Consider the following 23680-nt stretch of genomic DNA (forward strand, 5'->3'; position numbering starts at 1 on the left):
GCCTGCCGGACGGAGTCGCCAGGCTGGCACCGCCGTGCGTGGGGATCCCCGGTGCGGGTGCGCGCTCGGCAGCGGAGCCGGGCACCCGGCGAGCCGTAGCGGGCTCGCCACCGCCGTCGAGGACCTGCTCGTCGCCATGGCCGGAAAGCTGACGGAGGCGGGGCCGTCGCGTCTGACGGCCCCGCCTCCGTTCCACGAAGACCGGTGGAAGATCGCCGGTACGTTCCAGCCCGGCTGCTATCCGGCGTAGGTCTCGAACTCGGCGACCCTCGGGGTGCCGCTCGATCCGGTGATCTCAAAGGTGACCTTGCGTAGCGAGGTCGCGGCGAAGGAGATCACGCCGGCCCCGCTGCCGGAGGCCAGGACGGCGCCGTTGTCGTGGTTGAGAACGCGCCAGGAACCGATGGCGCCGACCGCACCCGATGCCTCGCGGATGTTGATCCTGGAGACAGTGGTGGCGGAACCCCACTTGATCGAGATGGATCCGGTCGAGCCGGCCGGTGACCAGTAGGTGCTCATGTCGCCGTCCCGCACGTTGCCGTAGCTCGTCCCGCTGGCCTTGCTGGAGCCGTCCGAGCCCGCCCCGATGCTGAGGTTGGTCCCGCCCGGCTGGCCCGGAGTGGTCGTCGGGGTCGGGTTGCTCGGGGTCGGGGTCGGGTTGCTCGGCGTCGGCGCCGGGGTCTGCGGGGAGCACCGGCCGTCCGAGACCCGGATGCCCTTGTTGGCCCCGGCCGTCTGGCGGACGACGTCCGGTACGCAGCTCGCCCCGTCCATGCTGTACGAGTACGGGATGCTGACGCTGGTGTTCGACCGCGGGTTGGGGCCGGCGGGGTTGGTGTCGCCGCCCGGGCTGGACCAGGTCACGTTGTCGAAGATGTTGCCGTTGACCTGCCAGTAGCCGGCCTCGTCGGTGTAGAACGTGCCCAGGACGTCCTTGGAGTCCTCGAAGTAGTTGTTCTCCACCTTCGCCTGCCCACCGGCCCGGGAGTTGATCCCGGACTCGTGGAGGCTCAGGTAGTGGTTGTTGTAGATGTGCGCGATGCCGCCGCGGAGCAGGGGCGTGCGGGAGTCGATGTTCTGGTAGAGGTTGTGGTGGAACGTGACGTAGCCGTTCGACCTGTCGCTCTCGCTGGACCCGATCAGGCCACCCCGGCCGGAGTTGCGCAGGGTGCTGTAGGAGAGGGTCACGTACTGGGTGTTGTTCTTCATGTCGAAGAGGCCGTCGAAGCCCTCCGACTCGCCGCCCGACGCCTCCAGCGTCACGTGGTCGACCCAGACGTTGCGGACGTTGCTCTCCATGCCGATGGCGTCGCCACCGTTGGAGGTGGGAGAGCCGGACTTCTTGACGTTCCGGACCGTCACGTTCTGGATGATGATGTTGCTGGCCTCGCGGACGTGGATGCCGATCTGGTCGAAGACGGCTCCACCGCCGACACCGATGATCGTGATGTTGCTGATCTGCTTGAGCTCGATCACGTCGTCGGCGGTGTTGCAGCTGCCGCCGGACACCTTGCTGGTGTTGCCGTGGTTGATGGTTCCCTGGACCTCGATGACGATCGGGGTGCTGCTGCTGGCCCGGTTGCACAGGGCCGTGTGGATCGCGGTTCCCGTGCTGGCCCGCACCGTCTGCCCGCCCGCGCCGCCGGTGGTCCCGCCGTTGCGGGTCGCGTAGCCGGTGGCGCTGCCGACCGCCGCCGATGCCTGGGGGACCGGCAGGGCAACGGCGACCGCGGCGCCGAGGGCCGCCGTGGCGAGTGCCGCCTGGAGTCGCACTGCGACTGGTCGTCTCATCTCGTCTCACCTTCGTCTTCGAATGCGGTACGCCCGTCGTCGAATGCAGCACGCCGCTGGCCTGCCGTCGCTGCCACCGGCCCACCGGCGCAGCGCGGTGCCCCGGCTGGTTCCGGATGGAGTTGGCGGCGACCGGCGTCACCCGCACCGCGACGGCCGGGCAGGGGAGCAGTCGGCTGCCGGTGCGCTCTGCTCCACGAGCGGCGTCGCTGTCGAACCGCGATGGCTTTCCCATCGCGAAACATCTATGAAACGATCATAGGAAAGCGGTTTCCGGAAAAGCAAGAGCCGGCGTTTGCAGGTTTGTTGCAGGCCGGGCAGGCGCTGGTGGCGTACGGCGGGTCGCGACGGTTCGCCCTACCGGTCCTGGCGGGAGTCGACCGCCGTGGCCGGGGCGAGGAAGCGGTGCAGGGCCGCCGCCAGCCCCTCCGGGTTCTCCTCGGCCACGTGGTGGCCGGACTCGATCGGGGCGCCGCGCAGGTCCTCCGCCCACGGTCGCCAGACCGCGAGCGGATCACCGTACAGGTCGGCCATGTCGTCCCGGGTCGACCAGAGGAACAGGGTCGGGCACCGGACGGTACGCCCGGCGCGCCGGTCGGCCTCCTCGTGCACACGGTCGATGCCGAGGCCGGCCCGGTAGTCCTCCAGCATGGCCCGGACCGTCTCCGGGTCGTGGATCGCCTCCCGGAACTCCCGGTGGTTCTCCGCACCCATCGCCTCGGGTCGGGCCGCGTCGTACCAGGCGTCCGGGTCCGCCATGATGGCGCGCTCCGGCTTCTCCGGTTGGGCGAAGAAGAACCAGTGGTACCAGTCGTGCGCGAACCTGGCGTCGCACCTGGCCAGCGCCTCGCTGATCGGTACGCCGTCCAGCACCACCAGCCGGTCGACCGCGTCCGGATGGTCAAGCGCCAACCGCAACGCCACGTAACAGCCACGGTCGTGCCCCACGGCCGCGAACCTGGGAGAGCCCAGTGCGCGCATCAGCCGTACCATGTCCCGGGCCACCGCCCGCTTGGACTGCTGCGCGTGGTCCGGGACGATTCCGGCCTTGCCCGACCGCCCGTAGCCGCGCATGTCCGGACAGACGACCCGGTATCCCCCCTCCACCAGCCTCGGGGCGACCCGGTGCCAGGTCGCCCCGGTGCGCGGATGGCCGTGGATGAGCAGCACCGGGGGTCCCTCGCCCGCATGGCGGACGCGGAGGTCCACCTCACCCACGTCGATCCGCTCGTCCCGGAAACCCTCGAGCATGGTCAGCACATACCCGACCGTACCGAGGTCAATTCCTCGCCCCTACCGGGCGCTCGGGACGGCTGCCGGAGGGCGGGTCGGGTCACGACGCTCGAGTCAGGAGGCGTCGCGGCGGCGGAAGCTGCACGCGCCGGCGCCGAGCCCGACGACCACGTACCCGACCAGCACGGCGGCGGCGCCGGTCGGCGACAGCAGCCACGGGTGGTCACTGCCGGCGAGCTGTGGTGTCAGGTTCGGCAGCAGGATCGAGCCGAACCGCAACTGCCACGCCGTCGGCAGGAAGTGCGCGAAGATCGGCGACACCAGGACGAGTCCGCCCAGGCTCACCAGCGTCGACGCGGTCGAGCGCAGGACGGCGCCCAGACCGAGGCCCAGCACGCCGGTGACCAGCACGACGAGCGCCGCGCAGACCACCGTCGGGATCACGTCCGTCCAGGTCTGCCAGGGATTGAGCGGCGCCGGACGGTCGCCCAGCAACAGGATCGCGCCGACGTCGGCCAGCAGCGCGAAGAGCAACCCGCCGAGCAGCCCCACGGCGGCGGCCGTGACGGCCTTGGCGCCCAGCAGCACCAGACGCTGCGGCACGGCCAGCAGGCCGGGCCCGATGGAGCCGGTGGTGAACTCGCTCGCGATCGACATCGCGCCGATCGACCCGAGGAAGAAGGCCACCACCGGCATCACCACCACCGTCGGGTCGGCCGTCTCGAAGTTCGCCTGTTCGGCCGAGGTCGACCGGTCGTAGGCCCGGATCAGGAAGTAGAGGACGAGCATCCCGAACAGGGTTGCCGTCACGCAGCCGGCGAGGAACGCGTACGTCGAGCGGAGCGTTCCGAGCTTGCACCACTCGGCGGCCACCGCGTCCCGGAACACGCGTACGCCGGACACGGCGGCCGGGGCGGCATCCCTGCCGGGCCCTGCGGTGCCCGAATGGACCCGTTCCGCGGTCATGGCCGTGCCGTCCCTTCGGCGGCCCGGTACTCGACCGCCTCGCCGGTCAGGTCCAGGTAGACGTCCTCCAGGGTGGCGCTGCGCGCCGTCAGACCGTGCAGCGGAACCACCGCCGCCGCGGCGGCATCACCGATGGTGGGCGCGTCCAGGCCGGTCACGACGAGGCTGCCGTCCTCGCCGGCGGTGACCGACGCGCCGAGACCGGTCAGGACGGTGGCGAGCTCGGTCGCACGCGGCGACCGTACGAGCACGTCGCGGGCGAAGCGTTCCCGCATCCGGGGCACCGAGGTCTCGTCGAGCAGCCGGCCCCGGCCGACGATCAGCACGTGGTCGACGGTGAGCGCCATCTCGCTCATCAGGTGGCTGGAGAGCAGCACCGTGCGGCCCTCCGCGGCCAGGGAACGCAGGGTGGAGCGGATCCACCGGATGCCGGCCGCGTCGAGCCCGTTGACCGGCTCGTCGAGCACGATCACCGCCGGATCTCCGAGCAGGGCACCGGCGATCCCGAGCCGCTGGCGCATGCCGAGGGAGTACCCGCCCACCCGCCTGCGTGCCACGCTCGCCAGGCCGACCTGCTCCAGCACCGCCGTGACCCGGGACGATCCGATGCCGTTGCTGCGGGCCAGGCAGGCGAGATGCTGCTGGGCGGTGCGGCCGGGGTGGGCGGCATCGGCGTCGAGCACGGCGCCCACCTCGTGCAGCGGGCGGCGGATCCGGTCGTACCGGCGGTTGCCGATCAGCGCCTCGCCGGAGGTCGGTCGGTGCAGGCCGAGAATGATGCGCAGCGTCGTGGACTTGCCCGCGCCGTTCGGGCCGAGAAATCCGGTCACCACGCCCGGACGGACCGCGAACGACAGCCGGTCGACCGCTCTCGTCGGCCCGTACCGCTTGGTCAGCTCCCTTACCTCGATCATGCGGAAATGGTGTCAATGCGGGCGGTCACGCGCGTCCGACCACGGTCCGGAGTCCGACTGCCACCACGGTCGCAGCGCCACGTCCGACCACGGTCCCACGCGCCGCCCACGGCTGCCGCTATAGCGTTGGCGCATGCGTTCCGGGCAGGACCGGGGCCGGGCAGGTCCCGGCGTACGCGGTCACGTGCTGGACGCCGCGACCGCCGTCGGCCTGGCCTGGCTGGCAGCGTACGCGACGCTGGACCCGCCGGGTCCGGTCCTCACCGGCCCGGCCTGGGTGGCCTGGCTGGCCGGCGCGGCGGTAGGGCTGCCACTGGCGGTCCGCCGTCGCTGGCCGCTGCCGGTCCTGGGCATCGTGGCGGCGTCCGCCGCGACGGCCACCGCGCTCGGCGCCGTGGGGACCGGGGTCATCTGGGTGACGTACCTGCCCGTCGCGGTGGCGCTCTACTCGGCGGCGGCGGCCACCGGCCCCGTCGCCGCGGTGGCCGTCCTGGCCGGCGGCCTGGCCGGGCCGGCAGCCACGATCCCGTGGCTCTACCACAGGTTCGGAATCGATCCGGCGGACGCACCGGGCAGCGAGGCGCCGTTGTGGTGGCAGGTCGAGCTCGGCGTGGTCGCCGTGGCGGTCGCCGCGGCCTGGGCCGTCGGCCGCGTGGTCCGGTGGCGCCGGACGGTCCAGGCCGACCTCGCCGGCCAGTTCGCCCGGGACGCCGTCTCCGCCGAACGGCTGCGGATCGCCCGGGAGCTGCACGACATCGTCGGGCACAGCATGAGCCTGATCGCCGTCAAGGCCACCGTCGCCAACCACATCGCCGACGAGCGGCCGGCCGAGACCCGGGCCGCCCTGCTGACCATCGAGCAGACCAGCCGGGCCGCCCTGACCGAGATCCGGCGGCTGCTCGACGTACTGCGCTCGGACACCGATCCGGCCGCCGATCCGGCCGCCGACCTCAGCCCTTCACCCGGAACCGCCGACCTGCCCGACCTCGCCGAGCGGCTCCGCTCCGCCGGGCTGCGGGTGGAGTTGCGCATGGAGGGCACCGACAGCCTGCCACAGGCGGTCGACCTCACCGTGTTCCGGATCGTGCAGGAGTCCCTGACGAACGTGGTGCGGCACGCCGGGGTCAGCCGCTGCCAGGTGACGGTGCGGGCCGGGGACGGCGGGGTGCGGATCGAGGTCCTGGACGACGGTCGCGCGCCCCGGCCGTCGGCATCCGTCCGGCGACGGGCCGGGCAGGGCCTGATCGGCATGCGTGAGCGGGTGGCGACATACGGCGGCGCCCTGACGGTGGGTCCGAGGCCGGAGGGCGGCTTCCAGGTGGTCGCCGACATCCCCTACGCCGCGGCCGGCAGTCCGCACGCCACGGCCGGCGATCCGTGCGTCGGGATGGAGGGGACGGCGTGACGGCCGCGGCGTCCTCCTCGGACCGATCGTCCTCCCCGGATATCCGGGTGCTCCTCGTCGACGACCACGCGCTGCTGCGGGAGAGCTTCCGGGCCCTGCTCGAGGTGTCGCCGGGCTACACCGCGGTGGGCGAGGCCGCCACCGGCGCCGAGGCGGTGCGGTTGGCCCGGCAGCACCTGCCCGACGTGGTGCTGATGGACGTCCGGATGCCGGAGATGGACGGCATCGAGGCGGCGCGGCGGATCTGCGCCGATCCGGCGACCGCTCCGGTGCGGGTGCTCATCCTCACCACGTTCGATCTGGACGAGTACGTCTACGCCGCGTTGCAGGCCGGTGCCAGCGGCTTTCTCGTCAAGGACGTCACCGCCGCCGACCTGCTGGCCGGCATCAGGGTGGTCGCCGGCGGTGAGGGTCTGCTGGCACCCGGGATCACCCGGCGACTGATCGCGACCTTCGCCCGCCAGGCCCGCCCGGTCGCCGGGGCGCAGCCGCGCCTGGAGAGCCTCACCGAGCGCGAACGGGAGGTGCTGACGCTGATCGCCGGCGGGCTCTCCAACACCGAGATCGCGCAGCACCTGCACGTGACGCTCGGCACCGTGAAGACCCACATCGGACGCGTACTCAGCAAGCTCGGCGCCCGGGACCGGGCCCAGCTCGTCATCGCGGCGTACGAGAGCGGGCTCGTGACGCCGGGGCTGCGCTAACCGACGGCGCTCGCCGCGGGCCTCGGCCGGGCCCGGAAGGTGCTGCGGTAAGCCTGTGGCGCGACTCCGCTGAGCCGTTTGAACTGGACCCGGAAGTGCGCCGGCGAGGCGAAGCCGACGAGATGGGCGATCCGGTCGACGCCGTGGTCGGTGCTCTCCAGCAGCTCCTGCGCCCGGCGGACGCGCACGGCGGTGACCCACTGCATCGGGGTGCGCCCGGTCTCCTCGTGGAAACGGCGGTTGAGCGTACGCGCGCTGAGCCCGGCCCGGGCGGCCACGTCGGCCAGGGTCAGTCTCTCGGAGGCGTTGACCTGCAGCCACTGCAGGAGCGCGCCGAGGCCGATCCCGGCGGCGCCCGGGCCGGGACGGACGATGAACTGCGCCTGCCCACCCTCGCGGTGCAGCGGTGCCACGGCCTGCCGCGACGCGTCGGCGGCGATCGCGGCGCCGTGGTCGCGGCGCACCAGGTGCAGGCACATGTCCACGCCGGCGGTCGCCCCCGCCGAGGTGATGATCTGCCCGGTGTCGACGTACAGCACCTCGGCGTCCACCCGCACGGTCGGGAACGCCGTCCGCAACTGCTCGGCGGCGGCCCAGTGCGTGGTGGCCCGCCGGCCGTCGAGCAGCCCGGCGGCGGCGAGGGTGAAGGTGCCGACGCAGATCGACGCGATCCGGGTGCCGGCGGCCGCGGCGGCCCGCAGCGCCGCCAGCGCCTCGGTGGGCACGGGTGCGGCCGGGTCGTACCGGCCGGGAACGATGACGGTGTCGGCCTCCGCGAGCGCGTCGAGGCCGTGGTCGACGGCGAGACGCAGCGGGCCGGCGGTGACCGTCGGTGCGCTGCCGCAGACCACCACCCGGTAGCCGGCCCGCCCGCCCGGCAGCCGCACCCGGCCGAGCACCTCGATCGGCGTGGCCAGGTCGAACGCGATCGTGTCCGGCAGGGCCAGGACGGCGACGGTGTGCACCGCGACGCTCCCTGTGTCGAGATGGATGGCAAGAATAGGTCGGACGATGACAATCTTGCCACTCGTCGCGCCGCTCGCCGAGGCCGATGATCGGTGGCGTGCTGGTACAGATCGTGTTGTACGAGGGGTTCGACCCGCTCGATGTCATCGCGCCCTTCGAGGTGCTCGCGGCCGGCAGCGACGCGGCCGGCGGCGCCCTGGCGGTGGAACTCGTCTCCGCCGACGGCCCGCGGGAGGTGGTGGGCGGCACCCGGGGCCTGACGTTGCGGGCGACGGCGAGGCTCGACCCGGACCGACCGGGCTACGTCGTGGTACCCGGGGTCAGCGGGCCCACCGTCGGCGACCCCGACCAGGGCGTGGTGACCATCCCCGTGCTGCTGGCCAGGTTCGCCGAGTCGGCGGCGGCGCCGCTGGTGGCCGCCGCCCTACGCAACCCGGAGGTGACGGTCGCGGCCGTCTGCGGCGGATCCCTCGCCCTGGCAATGGCCGGCCTGATCGAGGGCCGTCACGCGGTGACGCACGTGCTCGGCATGGACGTGCTCGACGCGACGGGCGTCCACGCGGTGCCGGCCCGGGTGGTCGACGACGGCGACCTCGTCAGCGCGGGGGGCGTCACGTCCGGCCTGGACCTCGGGCTGCACATCCTGGAACGCGAGTTCGGCCCGAGGGTCGCGCACGCCGTCGAGACCCTGTTCGAGTACGAGCGGCGCGGCATCGTCTGGCGCGACGCCGGCCGTACTCCCGTCGTCGTCTGAAGGGACGTCACCGTGCACACCATCCTCGGCACCTGGGACGTCCGCCTGAAGACCCCGATCGGCACACTGGGTGCCGTCTACGTCTTCACCGACACCGGCGGCGTGCTCTCCGGGACCGCGTCGACGGCGGCGGAGACCGTGCCGCTGGCCGCGCTCGCCTGTGACGGTCCCCGGGTGACCTGGCGGCAGTCGGTGACCCGTCCGCTGCGCCTCAACCTCGACTTCGAGGTGGTCGTGGACGGTGCGACCCTCACCGGCTACTCCCGGGCGGGGCGCCTGCCGCGTACCACCGTCACCGGCACCCGCCGGGAGGACGACGCGTCGGCGTAGCCGGCGCGGGCGCCCGGTTCGTGCTGCGCCGCTGCCAGAACACCCGCGTCCAGTCCGGGAGGGGTGGGCGGCGGTCGGTCGGACCGCTGCCGGTCGGACCGCTGCCGGTCGGGCCGCTGCCGGTCGGGCCAGCGGTCAGGCGTCCTGGGCCCGCCCCGTGCGCGGAGACTCCTCGTATCCGAGGAGTTGGACGAGGTCACCCGTTGCCTTGAGGAATGCCTCCTGGACGTCGTCGTCGAAGTGGTTGCGCCAATCGCCGCCCTTTCCCTTCCGGTAGTGCGAGACCGTCCCGACGGCGTTGCCGCGCTGCATGTTGGAGAAGCTGTAACGGGAGAGCAGAGCCGCCAGCTCGGCGGGCGGGATGGGGATCCCGCAGTGCCGCATGAGTCGCTCCATCTCCTCCGCCTGACGCTCCCCGGTCAGGTCCTCATAGCGGAACAGCCGGATCGCGTCGGTGTCCGGAGCGGTCGCCCAGCCCCGGAGCGACTTGAAGGTGCCTCGTTTTGCGAGGTGGTCGATGATGTAGAGCAGGCCCTCCTTGAACGGCTTGTCGAGCAGGGCCTTCCGTACCTCGGAAACGTCGCCCATCTCCGTGTGTGAATTCCGGTTGGAGAAATAGCTCGAGACGACCGTGTCGCGCGGATCCCGGTAGATGAAGAACACCCGGTAGTTGTCGGGCTTGGGGACGCGCGTGAAGCCGTTGTAGGAGAGGAAGAGGGACGAGACGATGCGCTCGGTGGGAAAGGCGTCCGGGTAACGCCACTTGTAGGGGCGCGGATCGTAGGGCAGCAGTCCGGAGTAGCGGTAGATGATGGGATCGTTGAAGATCGCCTTGATCCATTGACTGGCCGTCTTGCGAATCGTGATGTGGAAGATGTTCTCGTAGTCACTGCGTGAATCCACCGGCACGGCGAGTCGCAGCCTGGCGTTGTGGGCATCGCACATCACTCGTCGCGCCACCACACGCACGGAATTGGGCGTGTGGTGCTTGGTGAACGTAACGGCGCGATTCATCATCGGGCTGGACTCTCTCCGCGTCTGTGTGCCGGGGGAAACACGTCAGGACAGTCGAGACGAGCATTCCGGGCCAGCTCGTCTCTCAGCCCCAGAAGGTTACCGCTGATGGCGCCACGTCCGACAGACCGACCGGATGTCGACCCGTTACACGCCACGGATGGTGATGGAGCACGCCGGACTCCGTCACGAGGCCCGCGCGGCAGGCGGAAGGCCGTCCCGGCCGCCGGTCGGAGGATCGGCCGTTCCGGCGGGTCGGTCATTGGGCGAGGGTACCCGCCCCGCACCCGCCGACGGAGGCGACCCGGCCTATCGGGAAGGACCCGACAGGCCGGGTCGAGAACCGGGTCGAGAAGAGGAAGCGCCGCCGCGATCGCGATGGCCGCCCCGCCGGCCGGTGGCGGCTAGTCGACCGGTGCCGGTTCGTCGTCCGGAGGGCGGAGTGCCGAGACCGGGCGGTCCGGATCCGTGGCAACCAGGCTCAGCAGGACCGCGAGGTCGGCGAGGAGGGCTTCGACCGTCTCCGGCGCGAGCCGGCGGAGGTCGTACCGGGCGTGCAGCCCGATCCGCTCGCCCGGCACCACGAGCAGGGTGAGCGGACGGTACGACGCGGACCAGCGGCCGTCGAAGCGCACGGAGAGGGTCGACGAGTCCGGCGTACCGCTGAACAGGTCGTTGTCCATCGGGTAGGTCTCGAAGTCGAGCGCCGTCTCGAAGATCGGCCCGTCGGCGGGTGGTCCTGCCCAGGACCGGATCAATGCCGGCGGCACGTGCTCGTACGGCCGGGCCAGCACCCGACGCGCCTGCAACCCCCGCAACCACACCCCGACCGGCTGGTCGGGGCGGATCCGGACCCGGACCGGCACGGTGCTGCCCAGCGGGCCGACCACGGACTCCGCCGCCGGCCAGCCCGCCCGCCCGGTGACCGTCGAGCCGATGACGATGTCGTCGACCCCGGCGCGGGCGGCGAGCAGCCGGGCCCAGCAGCCCTGGATCGCGGTGTTCAGGGTGATCCGCTGCTCTCCGACGGTCTCGCCCAGCAGGTGGGTGTCCTCGTTGGTCAGTTCGAGGGAGTATTCGTCGAACGCGTCCGCCGGGTCGCCCTGCCAGCCCGGCGTCCCGCTCTGCAACGGCCCGGGCACCGGACGCCCGGAGAGCTCGGAGCGCCAGAACTCCTCCGCCTCGGCGAGGTCGGCGGAGGTCGACCGGTCCAGGTGCTCCCGGAGCGGTGCCGGAGCCGGCAGCGTGGCGTCCCGGCCCTCGATCGCCGCCCGGTATTCGGCCAGCACCTCGCCCAGCAGGATCGGCAGGCTCCAGCCGTCGACGACCAGGTGGTGGGCGGTCCAGACCAGCAGGTGCTCGGTCTCGGAGACGCGGAGCAGGGCGAACCGCAACAGCGGCGGGGCGTCGAGGGCGAATCGCCGGCGCCGGTCGGTGGCGAGGAACTCGGCGAGGCCGCGACGGCGCTGGCAGGCGCGGATGGTCCGCAGGTCGTCGACGTGCCATTCGGGCGCCGGCACCTCCGCCGGCACGACCTGGGCGGCCTCCCCGCCGCCGGGCCTGTCGAATCCGGTGCGCAGCACCTCGTGCCGACCGATCACCCGGTGCCAGGCCTGCTGGAACTCCGGGACCCGAAGCCGGCCACGGATGACGAGTCGCACCTGTTCGAGATCGGTGGCCGGATCCACCTCGTCGGGATCCCGGTGGAGGATGCCACGTTGGACCGGTGAGAGCGGGTAGCGGACCCGTACGTCGACCGGACTGGTCATCCCGTCACCTCCGAAGGCCGGATCGCCGCGCCCGGCGCGCCGGGAATGGCCACCGGACGGCCCGGTGCGCTGCGCACCCGCGACGCGAGAAGAACTGAAAGGCTCATCTGAGCAGCGACAACTCCCTGTCTGGGCAACCATCGGTCGCACGACGGCGCCGGACGAAACATGGAGATCCTTAACTGGACGCCGAGTGTCGCCGACGTTACCAGGGGTGGTGTGCCGCTGTCTCCCCGCCACGCCTCCGGCTCGATCCCGTTCTCTTCGCCGGGATTCTGGTGGATCGCCGTTCTGCTCGGCGGAACGGTGGATGCGGCACGCCGGGTCGGCCGGACCGCGCGGCTGCGGTGCGCCGCATAACCTGTCCGGGCGGCGGTGCGGCGGGCGGCGGGCTGCGGCAGGCAGAACGGCACGGGCGGGCGAGGACGAGGTGCGGAGATGACGAGCTCACGGCGGGAGTCGGGATCGGCTGCCGGGTGCCGGAACCCCGGAGGTTCACCGGCCGGAAAGCCACCGCCCCACTTCCGGTCGCCCGGAGGGGGTTGGATTCCAGGTCGATCCGACGGCGGTGCCGCGTGCCCTGGCGGCACCGTCCCGCTCCGACCGACGGGAGACGACCTTGCCACGTACCCTTTCCGTGCTCGGCCTCGCCGGCGCGTTGCTGGCCACCGCGGTGGCGGTGCCGGCCAGCCAGGCCGCCGCGCACGACGACCGGTCACGCCCGGTGGCCGGTGACCGGCCGCTGGTGATCGCGCACCGCGGCGCCAGCGGATACCGCCCGGAGCACACCCTGGAGGCCTACCGGCTGGCGATCCGGATGGGTGCCGACTTCATCGAGCCCGACCTGGTATCCACCAGGGACGGCGTGCTGGTGGCCCGGCACGAGAACGAGATCTCCGGCACCACCGACGTCGCGGCCCGTCCCGAGTTCGCCGCCCGGCGGACCACCAGGACCATCGACGGGGTCACGGTGACCGGCTGGTTCACCGAGGACTTCACCCTCGCCGAGCTGAAGACGCTGCGGGCGAAGGAGCGGCTTCCGCAGGTGCGGGTGACCAACACCGTGTTCGACGGTCGGTTCCCGGTGCCGACCCTCCAGGAGGTCATCGACCTGGCCCGCAGCGAGAGCCGGCGGCTCGGCCGGACCATCGGCATCTATCCGGAGACCAAGCACCCGACGTACTTCCAGTCGATCGGGCTGGCGCTGGAGGAGCCGCTGGTGCGGGTGCTGGGGCGCAACGGTCTCACCGGCAAGCGGGACGGGGTGATCATCCAGTCCTTCGAGACCGCCAACCTGCGGAAGCTCAACAGGCTGACCGACGTCCGGCTGGTCCAGTTGCTGGACGCCGCCGGGCGGCCGTACGACTTCACGGTCTCCGGTGACCCGCGCAGCTACGTCGACCTGACCAGGCCGGAGAACCTGCGGTGGATCGACGGCTACGCCGACGGCATCGGAGTGAACAAGAACCTCGTGGTGCCCCGGGACCCGACCGGCAGGCTGCTCACGCCGACCACCGTGGTCCGGGACGCGCACCGGACCGGGCTGGTCGTGCACGCCTGGACCTTCCGGGCGGAGAACCAGTTCCTGCCGGCCGACTTCCGGATCGGGGCCGACCCGAACGCCCGGGGCGACATCATCGCCGAGTACGAGCTCTTCTACGGCCTCGGCCTGGACGGCGTCTTCAGCGACCACCCGGACACCGCCGTGGCGGCCCGGGCCGGGATGGCCTGACCGCTGTCCGCCACCTCCGGCGCCCGGTGGGCGACCGTCCGGGCCCCGGACGTGTCGCCCACCGGTCGGCACAGCCGGCGTTCCCGCCCTCCCGGGGCCACCGGCCGTGGTAGAAACCCGAGGTGAAGAACCATTCGGGGCAGGTCGGACCGCGCCTGGTGATGGTCCTCGTCAGGAGGAGCCGATGACCGGCGAGGCGCCCGACTACTTCCGGCCCGAGAACGGCGCGGTGCTCACCACCCTGCTGATCGTCCGGGACGTCGACAGGTCCCGGGAGTACTACCAGCGGGTGCTCGGTGCCAGCTGCGTCCGGGAACGCGAGCCCTGCATCCTGCGGTTCCACAACAGCTACCTGGTGCTCAACACCCAGGGCGGGCCGACGGACGACAAGCCGGCGGTCCAGGCCCGGGCCCCGGCCGACTCGGCGACCCTCGGCTGCGCGATGAACATCCGCGTGACGGACGTACGCCGGGTGCACGCCGAGTGGTCGGCCCGGGGCGGCGAGTTCCTCACCGAGCCGAAGGACCACGGCGTCGAGATCCGCTGTTACCTGCGTGACCCGGACGGCTACCTGATCGAGGTCGGTCAGGCCACCGGCATCCTGGCCGATCCGCTCCCCGGTAGCGGGTGAGCCGGCGCTGCCGCCCCGGGTGAGCCCGGTCCGGGCGGCCGGTCGGCTGCTGGCAGGATCGTCGGCAGCCGACGGACGGAGGAACCGATGCTGCTGCCGGCCCTCGACGGGATGCTGCCCGACCGTCCGGACGCGGTCCGGATCGACGGCGGGACCGCCTCCTGGGAGCAGCTCCGGGCGGCGGCCGCCGCGGTCGCCGCCCGGGTGGCCGGGGCACCGGCCGTCGCGGTCCACGCCACGGCCTCGCTTCCCGGGGTGGTCGGCCTGCTCGGCGGGCTGCTGGCCGGCGTACCGGTGGTGCCGGTGCCGGCCGACGCCGGCCCGGTGGAGCTGGCGCACATCCTCACCGACTCCGGTGCCGCGCTGCTGCTGGCGGAGACCCCTCCCGAGCACCCGGTGCCGGTGCCGGTCGAGCCGCTCCGCGGCTCCGTGTCCCCGTTCCCGCCGGGCGGCACCGCCCGCCCCGGCCCGACCGGGTCGCTCGCCGAGCCGCCCGGTACGGCCACCGCACTGGTCCTCTACACCAGCGGCACCACCGGGTCGCCCAAGGGTGTCCTGCTCACCCGGGACGCGATCGCGCACGACCTGGACGCCCTGGCCGAGGCGTGGGCGTGGACCCCGGACGACATCCTGGTGCACGGGCTGCCCCTCTACCACGTGCACGGGCTGGTCCTCGGCGTACTGGGTGCGCTGCGGGTCGGCTCCCGGCTGGTGCACACCGGTCGGCCCCACCCCGACCGGTACGCGGCGGCCGGCGGGACACTGCTCTTCGGCGTACCGACGGTCTGGTCGAGGGTCGCGGACGATCCCGCGTCGGCCCGGGCGCTGGCCGCGGCCCGCCTGCTGGTCTCCGGCAGCGCGGCGCTGCCGGAGCCGGTCTTCGGGCGGCTCGCCGAGCTGACCGGGCACCGGCCGGTCGAGCGGTACGGGATGACCGAGACCCTGATCACCGTCAGCACCCGCGCCGACGGCGAGCGCCGGCCCGGCCACGTCGGGCTGCCGCTGCGCGGCGTGCAGACCCGGCTGGTCGACGAGGCCGGTGCGGCCGTGCCGGCCGACGGGGAGAGCATCGGCGAGCTGCAGGTGCGGGGCGCGACCCTCTTCGCCGGCTACCTGGGGATGCCGGAGACGACCGCCGCCGCGTACGCCCCGGACGGGTGGTTCCGCACCGGGGACGTGGCGACGGTGGGGCCGGACGGGCAGCACCGGATCGTCGGCCGGGCCAGCACCGACCTGATCAAGAGCGGGGGATACCGGATCGGGGCCGGTGAGGTGGAGAACATGCTGCTCGCCCATCCGGGTGTCCGGGAGGCGGCGGTGGTGGGCGTCCCGCATCCCGACCTCGGCCAGGAGGTGGTGGCGTACGTCGTGGGTGACGGCGTGACCGGCGAGGCGCTGATCGACTTCGTCGCCACCGGGCTCTCCCGGCACAAGCGGCCCCGCCGGGTGCACCTGCTCGACGCGCTGCCCCGCAACGCCATGGGCAAGGTGCAGAAGCGGCAGCTGCCGGGCTGACCGTACGCCGGGACGTGCTCCCGCCCCGTCGCCTCGCCCTCCCGCCCCGTCGGCTCGCCGAGGCTTGATCCGTTCGGTTGGCCCGGAGAGGGCGCGGGTAGCGTGGTCGGGGGCACACCGCGCAGGAGGCGGTCGCCGGGCGGCCGGCCCGGGGTGCCATGGTGACGGCAGGCTCGCCGGGGAATCCGGCGGCGTCGTGGCGGAGGAGGAGAGCGCGCGTGCAGACCCGCACTGATCTCGTCGAGGACCTGATGGGGCGCTTTCCGCATATTCCTCGCGAGGCGGTCATCAAGGAGGACCTGCTGCGCGGCGGCATGGCCTTCGACGACTCCGCGCTTACCGACAACGAGGACGGCGAGGTCAAGCCGAAGTCCTACTTCATCTTCTCCTTCGACCACCGGACCCTGCCCGAGCTGGGCTCGGCGGCGCTGCGCCGGCCGCCGGAGGAGATCGTCCTGACCGGCGGCCCGTACGAACTGCGCCGCACCGTCGTCTCGGTGCGGGTCAACCCGGACTCGCCGTACCGGGTCAGGGACGGCGGTGACGGGATGCTCCGGCTCTACCTGGACGACCGGCCGATCGCCGACGTCGGCCTGCCGCCGATGCCGGAGTACTACCGGCACACCCTCGCGGGCGGCAAGTCGGTGATGGAGGTCGCCCCGACGATTCAGTGGGGCTACCTGATCTATCTGACCGTCTTCCGGGTCTGCCAGTACTTCGGCGCCAAGGAGGAGTGCCAGTACTGCGACATCAACCACAACTGGCGCCAGCACAAGGCGGCCGGCCGGCCGTACACCGGGGTGAAGCCGGTGGAGGAGGTGCTGGAGGCGATGGAGATCATCGACCGGCACGACACCCTCGGTGCGTCCAAGGCATACACCCTGACCGGCGGGAGCGTCACCTCCAAGGTCGACGGGCTGGCCGAGGCCGACTTCTACGGCCGGTACGCCAAAGCGATCGAGGAGCGCTTCCCGGGGCGGTGGATCGGCAAGGTCGTCGCGCAGGCCCTGCCAAAGGCGGACGTGCAGCGCTTCCACGACTACGGGATCCGGATCTACCACCCGAACTACGAGGTGTGGGACAAGCGGCTCTTCGAGCTCTACTGCCCGGGTAAGGAGCGGTACGTCGGCCGGGAGGAGTGGCACCGCCGGATCCTCGACTCCGCCGAGATCTTCGGGCCCCGCAACGTCATCCCGAACTTCGTCGCCGGGATCGAGATGGCGGAGCCGTTCGGCTTCGGCACCGTCGACGAGGCGATCGAGTCGACCACCGAGGGGTTGCAGTTCTTCATGTCCCGGGGCATCACCCCCCGGTTCACCACCTGGTGCCCGGAGCCGACCACGCCGCTCGGCCGGACCAACCCGCAGGGCGCGCCGCTGGAGTACCACATCCGGCTGCTGGAGGCGTACCGGGCGACGATGGAGGCGAACGGGCTGACCAGCCCGCCCGGCTACGGCCCGCCCGGCGCCGGCAACGCGGTCTTCTCGGTCAGCTCGTTCATGGACACCCTGCCGGCGGAGTAGCCTCCCCGGTCCGCCCGGTCGTCGCGGAACGGCACCGGCGCGGCGATTCCCGCGCTTGCCGGGTTGTTGGATCATGGCACCGGGCGGCTCCGGGGGAGTGAGGGAATCGCATGGCGCGACCGGAGGGTCGGGCGGACCTGGTGCGGGCCGAGTCGGCGGCCCGGGACGGGCGGTACGACGAGGCGCTGCGGCTCGTGGCCGCCGTGCCGGCCGGTACGCCGCTGCCGGCGGCGCTGGCCTGGCGGCTCGCCGCGCTCCTGCACCGGCGTGGCGAGTTCGACGAGGCGGAGGCGCTGCTGGACCGGGTGCCGGACACCGGCGCGCCACCCGCGCAGCCGTCCGACCCGGGCGAGCCGAAGGAGCCGTCCGGCCCGACCGGGCCGGGGCGGCCGTCCGGCCCGACCGACCCGGCCGAGGTGCTGGCGGACCCGGCCGAGGTGCTGGCGGACCGGGCCCAGGTGCTGGCCGACCGGGCCCAGGTGCTGGCGGGCCGGGCCGCGGTCCGGTGGGCCCGGGGCGATCGGGAACGGACCCGCGACCTCGCCGACGAGGCGGTCCGGACGGCCGAGGAGAGCCGGGACGACGCGGCGATCGCGGCGGCGTACGTCGCCCGGGCGCTCGCCGCGTTCAGCGAGGGGGACCGGGCCGGCAACGAGCACGCGTACGCCCGGGCGCTCGCCGCCGCCGCCCGGGCCGGTGACCTGATCCAGCAGCTGCGGATCCACTGCAACATCGGAAGTCGGCTCGTGGAGGAGGGGCGCTACCGGGCGGCGGCCGAGGAACTCGGCGCGGCGATCCGGCTCGGTGAGCAGACCGGGCAGCGGCTGCTGCTGGCGCTGGCCCTGCACAACCGGGCCGAGGCATGGCTGGGCCTCGGCGAGTTGGGCCGGGCCCGGGGCGACGCCGACGCGGCGCTCAGCCTCTGGCAGCGGGACGGCTCGCCGCTGGCCGCCTTCGGGCTGCTGCTCACCGCCCGGGTGCACCGGGTCTGCGGCTCGACCAGCCGGGCGGTGGCGGCGTACGAGGCGGCGTCGGCGATGGCGGAACCGGACGGCAACGCGCAGGTGCTGATGGAGGCGTGCGCCGGGCTGGCCCGGGCCCGGTACGCCGACGACCCGGCGGTCGCGGCCGGGTACGCCGAACGCGCACTGGCGATGCCGAGCGCGAACGGCCCCACCGTGGCCGAACTCGCGGCCGGCTGGGTCGCGCTCTGCGGCGGCGACAGCGGCACCGCCCGGCGGCACGCGGAGCGGGCGCGGACGGAGGCGGGGCGTCGGCGCGATCCGGCCGGGCTCGCCGAGGCGATCGAACTCGCGGCGCTCGCCGCCGCGCTGGCCGAGCCGGCCGACCGGGCGGCGGTGCGCCCGACCGTCGGGCTGGTCGAGGCGGCACAGATCTGGGCCGATGCCGGCAACGAGGTCTCGCTCGCCACGAACGCGCTGCTCCGGGCCCGGCTCGCGGCGGACCGCCCGGCCGAGGACGTCGCGTACGGGCGGCTGCACCGGCTCGGCGTACGCGAGGGTGCCTGGCACGTCGCCGGACCGCTGGCGGCGATCGGACCCGCGCCGGTCCCCGAGGTCGCGGTGCAGACTCTCGGACACTTCGTGGTCCGGCTGGCCGGTGTGCCGGTACCGGCGGCCGCCTGGCAGTCCCGCAAGGCGCGGGAACTGGTCAAGGTGCTGGCGGGCCAGCTCGGCCGGCCGCTGGCCCGGGAGAACCTGGCCGCCCTGCTCTGGCCGCAGACACCGCCGGAGGTGGCGCTGCGCCGGCTGTCGGTGCTGGTCTCCACCGTCCGGGCGGTGCTCGACCCGGACCGGCGGCACCCGGCGGACCGGTACCTGGGCACCGACCCGGCGACCGTGCGGATCAACCCGGCCCGGGTGTGGGTGGACGCGGTGCGTTTCCACGACGCGGCCAGGGCGGCGATCGCGGCGGACGGGGCCAGCCCGCCACGGGGGCGTCCGGGGCCGGAGGGCGGCACCGCACCGAGTGGGGAGCGGGCGGGTGACGTCGAGGTGCTGGGCCGGCTGGAGGCGGTCGCCGCGATGTACACCGGGGACTTCTGCGACGACGGCGAGGTGACCGGGGAGTGGGTGAACCGTCCGCGTACCGCCCTGGCGGAGCTGCACCGCGAACTCGTCCGCCGGCTGGCCCTGCGCTGCCTGCGTACCGGCCGGCCGGAGGCGGCGGTCGGCTGGTACCTGCGGCTGACCGTCGAGGACGGCTACGACGAGTCGGCGCACCTGGGCCTGGTCAGCGCGCTCTCGGCGGCCGGCCGGCACGGCGAGGCGGCCCGGCGCTATCGGGACTACCTCGGGCGGATGCGGGAGATCGAGGTGGAACCGGCGACCTTTCCGGTGGGTCGTGCGGAGCCTCCGGCGGGTCGTGCGGAGCCCTGAAGGATTCCTGAACCGCGTCTGAACATGGCCGGCCATCATGGCCTCCGGGCGGCAGGGTGCCGGGTCGCCGGCGGCTCGCGCCCCGACCCCGGCCGGGCGTGGCGGGAGCGGCGGATGTCGAGGTGGCGGCGGTACGGCTCGCTGGTGGTGGCGGCCGTCCTGGTGGTCGGCGTCGGGTCGTGCGGGATCCGGCCCGGCGGCGACTCCGGCCGGGGAGCCGGCGGCACGAGCGAGGCGGGACGCAGCTACGGGTACGGCCCGCCGCGGGACGGTTCCGTCCGCTACCAGCCGGACGTGGTCCTCGTCGAGGGTGGACCGGGGGCGATCCGGTCGGCCAGCGCGGACGGCACGACCTGGGTGCTGGCCGCCGGGACGCCGGGCGCCGGGGACCTGGAACCGGGTCGGATCATGTACGCCACCAGCCGGGCGGTCGGCCGGGTGGTGCAGGTACGGCGGGACGGGGGCGATCTGGCGGTCACGCTGGCCCCGGTGACGCTCACCGAGGTCTTCCGGGACGCCCACTTCCGTTCCGACCGTCGGCTCGACGACGCGGCCCTGGCGTACCAGGAGGTGCCGGAGTTGCCCGGGGCGGTCAGCGTGCCGGCCGGCACGCGATCCCCCGAGGACGCCGCCACCCCGATCGGCCGCACCACCGGTGCCGCCGCGATCCCGGTGCCGCGCGCCGTCGACGACCCCGCCATTCCGGTCTCCGCCTCCACCGTGGAAGCCGGCACACCGCTTCAGCACGCTGGCGGTGACGGCGCGACCACCCTCGTCGCGGTCCGTCCGGTCCGGCTCGCCCCGGCCGGCGGGGGACGGCTGCCACCGGCGCGGGAACGGAACTTCGCGGTCAGCGTCGGCGACTGGGAGGCACAGCCCTACCGGACGCAGGGCAAGCTCGGCCTGAAGATCGGGTACGCGGCAAACGAGAACCTCAAGGTCTACATCGACTTCGCGATGAACGTGGCGGACCTACGGGTGCGGACCGACGTGCCGATCAGCAACGGGCGGATCGGCAGCGCGGCCACCTTCGCCATCGACGGCATCCGCAGCATCTCGGTGGACGTCTCGGCCGGCGCCGCGAACGGCGCGGACGACAACCGGAAGGTACGGGTCGAGGTCCCGGTCGAGATCAACATACCGATTCCCGGTGAGCCGCTGGTCTACAGCAACACCTGGAAATTCATCGTCACCACGGGGCTGAGTGGCCGGAACACCACGGTCAAGGCGGCCGGGGAGTGGGCGGTCAACGGCACGGTCGGCATGATCGACGGCACCCTGCAGAAGCCGACCCTCTCGGTGGTCCGCAGCATCATGGACTCGATCACCGGCATCTCCATCGGCCCCAGCGGGCTCGCCTTCGCCGTGGAGACGAAGATCCAGTTCGGCATCGGCATGCCGGCCGCCTTCGCCGGCCCGTACGCCAAACTCGTGGTCGACCTCGGCGTCACCAACGGCTCGGCGCTGGGCGCCCCGCTGGCCCGATGCGTGTCGGCGAGCCTGAACGCCAAGGTCGGCGGCGGGTTCGGGGTGACCGCCTCGTCCGTGGCGATCGAGGAACTCCAGAAACTGCTGCCGACGAAGCTGAAGTTCGAACTCGAGAGCGAGAAGCTGTGGCCGATCCACCGGGCGGCCCAGACCCTGCCGAACGTGCCGCTCTGTGTGGGCTGAGAGGAACTCGTGATGATCGTCCGTACCCGCCGCCCGGTGCTGGTGACCCTGGCGGCGCTCGCGCTCGCCCTCTCCACCGGCTGCGGCCGATCCGACGGTGGTGATCCGCCGAGCCTCGCCGGCGGCGACCCGCCGGCCGTGGCCGGGACCGGGCCGGCGACCGGGTCGACGGCGGCGGCACCGCCGGCCGCGCCACCGGACGCCTGTGCCCTGGTCACCGAGGCGGATGCCGAGAAGCTGGCCGGCACCCCGCTCGACGACGCGGTGCCGATCAGGGAGACGTGCACCTACACCGGGCCGGTGACCGGTCCCACCGCCCAGGTGGAGATCTACGTCGGGGACGGGGCGAAGAAGTTTCTCGACATCGAGCGGGAACTCGGGCACGAGATCTGGCCGCTGCCGGGAGTCGGCGACGAGGCGTACGCCGAGGACGGGGCCTTCTTCGTCCAGAAGGGCGGCCAGTGGGTCGCGGTCAAGCTGGTGCTGTTGAACGATCCGAAGGAGAGCCGGAAGCCGCTGGAGGAACTGGCCGGCGTCGTGGCCGGCCGGATGTAGCGGTGCCCGGCGGCTCCAGCGTGCCCGGCCGCCTCCAGCGTGCCCCGGCCGGAGGTGGCGTGCCCGGCCGGAGGCGGGGCGGCGTGCCAGGTGCCGCGACCGGTCATCAGGTGGTGTTCGTGGTCGAGGGGACCCCGTCGATGCAGGTGATGGTCATCCGCACGTTGCGGTTGCCGTGCCGGAACCTGACCATCGTGGCCGGTGCCGGGCCCGGCTCGACCTCCTCGGTCCGGTAGGGCCGGTTCGGTTCCCAGGAGAGCAGCCGCGCCTCGTCACGGTCGCAGGAGGCCCGGACCGATCCGCCGTCCGACGACAGGGTCCGCTGCTCGGCGGGCGGCGTCGGGGTGGGCGGCGACTCCGGGGCCGACGGCGCCGGCTCGCCCGGCGTGTCCGGCTCTCCGCTGCCTGGTTCCCCGCTGCCCGGCCCGCCACTGCCGGGGATCCCGCCGGGCTGGCCGCCCGGTGGGAATCCGGTCACCGGGCCCGGCACCGAGTCGCCCGGCAGCATCCCCGGCCTGCCGATCAGCGGCGTCAGCGGCCCCGGTCGCGTCGACGGCGGACCGGACCCGTCGCCGGTCCCCTCCGACGGCCCGGGGCCCACGGCCGGCCGGCCGCTCGGACCCGGCGCCGCCACCCCGCCGCGCCGGTGCGACCCCGGGCCGAGGGGGTCGGCAAGCCAGAGCAGCAGCGCGGTGACCGCGACCGCCGCGCAGGTGGCCAGGACACCGGCGCGGCGCCGACCGCCCCGGCCGCCGGCGGCGGCGGGGGGCAGCAGCACCGTGGACGGCTCGCCGTCGACGGCGACCGGGGCCAACGAGTGGACCAGTCCGTCGTCCACGACCCGCACCCCGGCCGCCCGGGCGAGCACGGCGGCGACCTCCCGGGCCGCCGGGCGCCGTTCCGGTTCCTTTTCCAGGCAGCGCTGACACAGCTCGGCGACCGTCGCCGGTACGCCCGGCAGCGGTGGTAGCGGGGCCGGTTCGACGTAGACGTGGGCCCGCAACATCTGGGTCGCGGTCTCCGCGCTCCACGGTGCCCGCCCGGCCAGCAGGCGGTAGAGGAGAACCCCGACGCCGTACACGTCGGAGGCGGGCACCACGGCGCCGCCGCTGATCCGTTCCGGAGCGAGGTAGCCGGGGGTGCCGAGCAGTTCGTCGCCCCACTCGTCCGCGTCGTCCCGCCCCACCGCCGCGGCGATGCCGAAGTCGACGACCTTCGCCCCGGCGGGCGTCACCATCACGTTGCCGGGCTTGATGTCGCGGTGCACCAGGCCACGGTCGTGCGCGGCGGCCAGCGCGGCGGCCACCTCGGCACAGATCCGGAAGGAGACCTTCGGCGGCAGCGGGCCGGCGGTGATGCGCTGCTCGAGGGTGCCACCCTCGACGAGTTCCATCACCACGTACGGGACGCAGGACAGGCCCGTCACCGACTCGCCGAAGTCGTACACCTGGGCGATGTTGGGGTGGGAGAGCGCGGCGGCGGCCCGCGCCTCGTGGCGGATCCGGTGCCGCGAGACCGGGTCCCGGGCGTGCGGGCCGGCCAGCAGTTTGACCGCGACCGGTCGGCCGAGCACCTCGTCGTGGGCTCGCCACACCACCGCCATGCCACCCCGGCCGAGCTGGTCGGTCAGCCGGTAGCGGCCGCCGAGCACCTGCTGTTCCTCCACCGGCACAGTCTGTCGTGCCCGGCATCGCGCCCGGGGATCCACACGCCGTCGGCGTACCGGCAGTGTCGTCGATCGTGCAGCACCTCGGCCGAACGGTCGGGCGGCCGGACCGGGCGGCGGTTGACGGCCCTGCCCGGCCCTG

At 73.4% G+C, this 23680-nt stretch carries 20 protein-coding genes; 12 read left to right on the plus strand and 8 right to left on the minus strand.

Translation table 11 applies throughout. The features are described from left to right. Positions 1-34 precede the first annotated feature (34 nt). Complete coding sequence (locus ACN27G_RS10800) at positions 35-250, plus strand: hypothetical protein (protein WP_421492654.1); 216 nt, start codon at positions 35-37, stop codon at positions 248-250. On the opposite strand, the gene ACN27G_RS10805 is transcribed toward ACN27G_RS10800, so the two are convergent. From ACN27G_RS10805 to ACN27G_RS10820, 4 genes are all read right to left on the minus strand, one after another. Continuing rightward, positions 238-1791, minus strand: a complete 1554-nt coding sequence (locus tag ACN27G_RS10805) for a pectate lyase family protein (RefSeq protein ID WP_421492655.1) — start codon at positions 1789-1791, stop codon at positions 238-240. The genes ACN27G_RS10800 and ACN27G_RS10805 overlap by 13 nt on opposite strands. A 357-nt stretch (positions 1792-2148) precedes the next feature. Then, complete coding sequence (locus tag ACN27G_RS10810; RefSeq protein ID WP_421497292.1) at positions 2149-3042, minus strand: alpha/beta fold hydrolase; 894 nt, start codon at positions 3040-3042, stop codon at positions 2149-2151. A 96-nt stretch (positions 3043-3138) separates the two neighbouring features. Continuing rightward, positions 3139-3990 (minus strand): ABC transporter permease, encoded by an 852-nt coding sequence (locus tag ACN27G_RS10815; RefSeq protein WP_421492656.1) that lies wholly within the window; start codon positions 3988-3990, stop codon positions 3139-3141. After that, positions 3987-4904, minus strand: coding sequence for an ABC transporter ATP-binding protein (locus ACN27G_RS10820; protein WP_421492657.1), 918 nt, complete (start codon positions 4902-4904; stop codon positions 3987-3989). Before ACN27G_RS10820 ends, ACN27G_RS10815 begins: the two co-directional genes overlap by 4 nt. Positions 4905-5037: 133 nt before the next feature. Between ACN27G_RS10820 and ACN27G_RS10825 the strand changes: the two genes are divergently transcribed. Continuing rightward, positions 5038-6309: a sensor histidine kinase gene (locus tag ACN27G_RS10825; protein ID WP_421492658.1), complete on the plus strand. Its 1272-nt coding sequence runs from the start codon at positions 5038-5040 to the stop codon at positions 6307-6309. Then, the gene (locus ACN27G_RS10830) at positions 6306-7013 is read left to right on the plus strand and encodes a response regulator (RefSeq protein ID WP_421492659.1); all 708 of its coding nucleotides are present in this window, start codon (positions 6306-6308) and stop codon (positions 7011-7013) included. Before ACN27G_RS10825 ends, ACN27G_RS10830 begins: the two co-directional genes overlap by 4 nt. On the opposite strand, the gene ACN27G_RS10835 is transcribed toward ACN27G_RS10830, so the two are convergent. Next, complete coding sequence (locus ACN27G_RS10835) at positions 7010-7978, minus strand: GlxA family transcriptional regulator (protein ID WP_421492660.1); 969 nt, start codon at positions 7976-7978, stop codon at positions 7010-7012. The genes ACN27G_RS10830 and ACN27G_RS10835 overlap by 4 nt on opposite strands. Before the next feature lie 98 nt (positions 7979-8076). Between ACN27G_RS10835 and ACN27G_RS10840 the strand changes: the two genes are divergently transcribed. Both ACN27G_RS10840 and ACN27G_RS10845 read left to right on the plus strand, forming a co-directional pair. Continuing rightward, the gene (locus ACN27G_RS10840) at positions 8077-8733 is read left to right on the plus strand and encodes a DJ-1/PfpI family protein (RefSeq protein WP_421492661.1); all 657 of its coding nucleotides are present in this window, start codon (positions 8077-8079) and stop codon (positions 8731-8733) included. Positions 8734-8745: 12 nt separating this feature from the next. After that, a complete protein-coding gene (locus tag ACN27G_RS10845; RefSeq protein ID WP_421492662.1) occupies positions 8746-9063 on the plus strand; it encodes a hypothetical protein in 318 nt (105 codons plus the stop codon). A gap of 135 nt (positions 9064-9198) precedes the next feature. Here the strand turns inward: ACN27G_RS10845 and ACN27G_RS10850 are convergent, their stop codons facing one another. Next, on the minus strand, positions 9199-10080 hold the full coding sequence (locus tag ACN27G_RS10850) for a sulfotransferase domain-containing protein (protein WP_421492663.1): 882 nt from the start codon (positions 10078-10080) through the stop codon (positions 9199-9201). A gap of 401 nt (positions 10081-10481) precedes the next feature. Next, positions 10482-11846: a condensation domain-containing protein gene (locus ACN27G_RS10855; RefSeq protein WP_421492664.1), complete on the minus strand. Its 1365-nt coding sequence runs from the start codon at positions 11844-11846 to the stop codon at positions 10482-10484. Between the two features lie 619 nt (positions 11847-12465). Here ACN27G_RS10855 and ACN27G_RS10860 point away from each other — a divergent pair. The 7 genes from ACN27G_RS10860 (at position 12466) to ACN27G_RS10890 (ending at position 21872) form a co-directional block, all read left to right on the plus strand. Next, on the plus strand, positions 12466-13578 hold the full coding sequence (locus ACN27G_RS10860; protein ID WP_421492665.1) for a glycerophosphodiester phosphodiesterase: 1113 nt from the start codon (positions 12466-12468) through the stop codon (positions 13576-13578). A gap of 184 nt (positions 13579-13762) precedes the next feature. Further along, complete coding sequence (locus ACN27G_RS10865; RefSeq protein ID WP_421492666.1) at positions 13763-14209, plus strand: VOC family protein; 447 nt, start codon at positions 13763-13765, stop codon at positions 14207-14209. Positions 14210-14296: 87 nt separating this feature from the next. Beyond that, positions 14297-15724: an AMP-binding protein gene (locus ACN27G_RS10870; protein ID WP_421492667.1), complete on the plus strand. Its 1428-nt coding sequence runs from the start codon at positions 14297-14299 to the stop codon at positions 15722-15724. A 218-nt stretch (positions 15725-15942) separates the two neighbouring features. Further along, complete coding sequence (locus tag ACN27G_RS10875) at positions 15943-17247, plus strand: radical SAM protein (RefSeq protein ID WP_421492668.1); 1305 nt, start codon at positions 15943-15945, stop codon at positions 17245-17247. Positions 17248-17357: 110 nt separating this feature from the next. Next, the gene (locus ACN27G_RS10880) at positions 17358-19646 is read left to right on the plus strand and encodes a BTAD domain-containing putative transcriptional regulator (RefSeq protein WP_421492669.1); all 2289 of its coding nucleotides are present in this window, start codon (positions 17358-17360) and stop codon (positions 19644-19646) included. A gap of 114 nt (positions 19647-19760) precedes the next feature. Beyond that, positions 19761-21317 carry a hypothetical protein gene (locus tag ACN27G_RS10885; RefSeq protein WP_421492670.1) on the plus strand — a complete coding sequence of 519 codons (1557 nt, stop codon included), beginning with the start codon at positions 19761-19763 and terminating at the stop codon, positions 21315-21317. Between the two features lie 12 nt (positions 21318-21329). Then, positions 21330-21872: a hypothetical protein gene (locus ACN27G_RS10890; protein ID WP_421492671.1), complete on the plus strand. Its 543-nt coding sequence runs from the start codon at positions 21330-21332 to the stop codon at positions 21870-21872. A 106-nt stretch (positions 21873-21978) separates the two neighbouring features. Here the strand turns inward: ACN27G_RS10890 and ACN27G_RS10895 are convergent, their stop codons facing one another. Then, positions 21979-23538: a serine/threonine-protein kinase gene (locus ACN27G_RS10895; RefSeq protein WP_421492672.1), complete on the minus strand. Its 1560-nt coding sequence runs from the start codon at positions 23536-23538 to the stop codon at positions 21979-21981. Positions 23539-23680: the final 142 nt, after the last annotated feature.

The organism is Plantactinospora sp. WMMB334 (assembly GCF_049179095.1).
Lineage (GTDB): Bacteria > Actinomycetota > Actinomycetes > Mycobacteriales > Micromonosporaceae > Plantactinospora.

What these genes read in the sequence shown, in the direction of transcription:
- ACN27G_RS10890 (WP_421492671.1), top strand. Translation starts at nt 21,330, where the DNA reads ATGATCGTCCGTACCCGCCGCCCGGTGCTGGTGACCCTGGCGGCGCTC.
- ACN27G_RS10825 (WP_421492658.1), top strand. Translation starts at nt 5,038, where the DNA reads ATGCGTTCCGGGCAGGACCGGGGCCGGGCAGGTCCCGGCGTACGCGGT.
- ACN27G_RS10815 (WP_421492656.1), bottom strand. Translation starts at nt 3,990, where the DNA reads ATGACCGCGGAACGGGTCCATTCGGGCACCGCAGGGCCCGGCAGGGAT.
- ACN27G_RS10820 (WP_421492657.1), bottom strand. Translation starts at nt 4,904, where the DNA reads ATGATCGAGGTAAGGGAGCTGACCAAGCGGTACGGGCCGACGAGAGCG.
- ACN27G_RS10810 (WP_421497292.1), bottom strand. Translation starts at nt 3,042, where the DNA reads ATGCTCGAGGGTTTCCGGGACGAGCGGATCGACGTGGGTGAGGTGGAC.
- ACN27G_RS10880 (WP_421492669.1), top strand. Translation starts at nt 17,358, where the DNA reads ATGGCGCGACCGGAGGGTCGGGCGGACCTGGTGCGGGCCGAGTCGGCG.
- ACN27G_RS10855 (WP_421492664.1), bottom strand. Translation starts at nt 11,846, where the DNA reads ATGACCAGTCCGGTCGACGTACGGGTCCGCTACCCGCTCTCACCGGTC.
- ACN27G_RS10885 (WP_421492670.1), top strand. Translation starts at nt 19,761, where the DNA reads ATGTCGAGGTGGCGGCGGTACGGCTCGCTGGTGGTGGCGGCCGTCCTG.
- ACN27G_RS10870 (WP_421492667.1), top strand. Translation starts at nt 14,297, where the DNA reads ATGCTGCTGCCGGCCCTCGACGGGATGCTGCCCGACCGTCCGGACGCG.
- ACN27G_RS10850 (WP_421492663.1), bottom strand. Translation starts at nt 10,080, where the DNA reads ATGATGAATCGCGCCGTTACGTTCACCAAGCACCACACGCCCAATTCC.
- ACN27G_RS10805 (WP_421492655.1), bottom strand. Translation starts at nt 1,791, where the DNA reads ATGAGACGACCAGTCGCAGTGCGACTCCAGGCGGCACTCGCCACGGCG.
- ACN27G_RS10865 (WP_421492666.1), top strand. Translation starts at nt 13,763, where the DNA reads ATGACCGGCGAGGCGCCCGACTACTTCCGGCCCGAGAACGGCGCGGTG.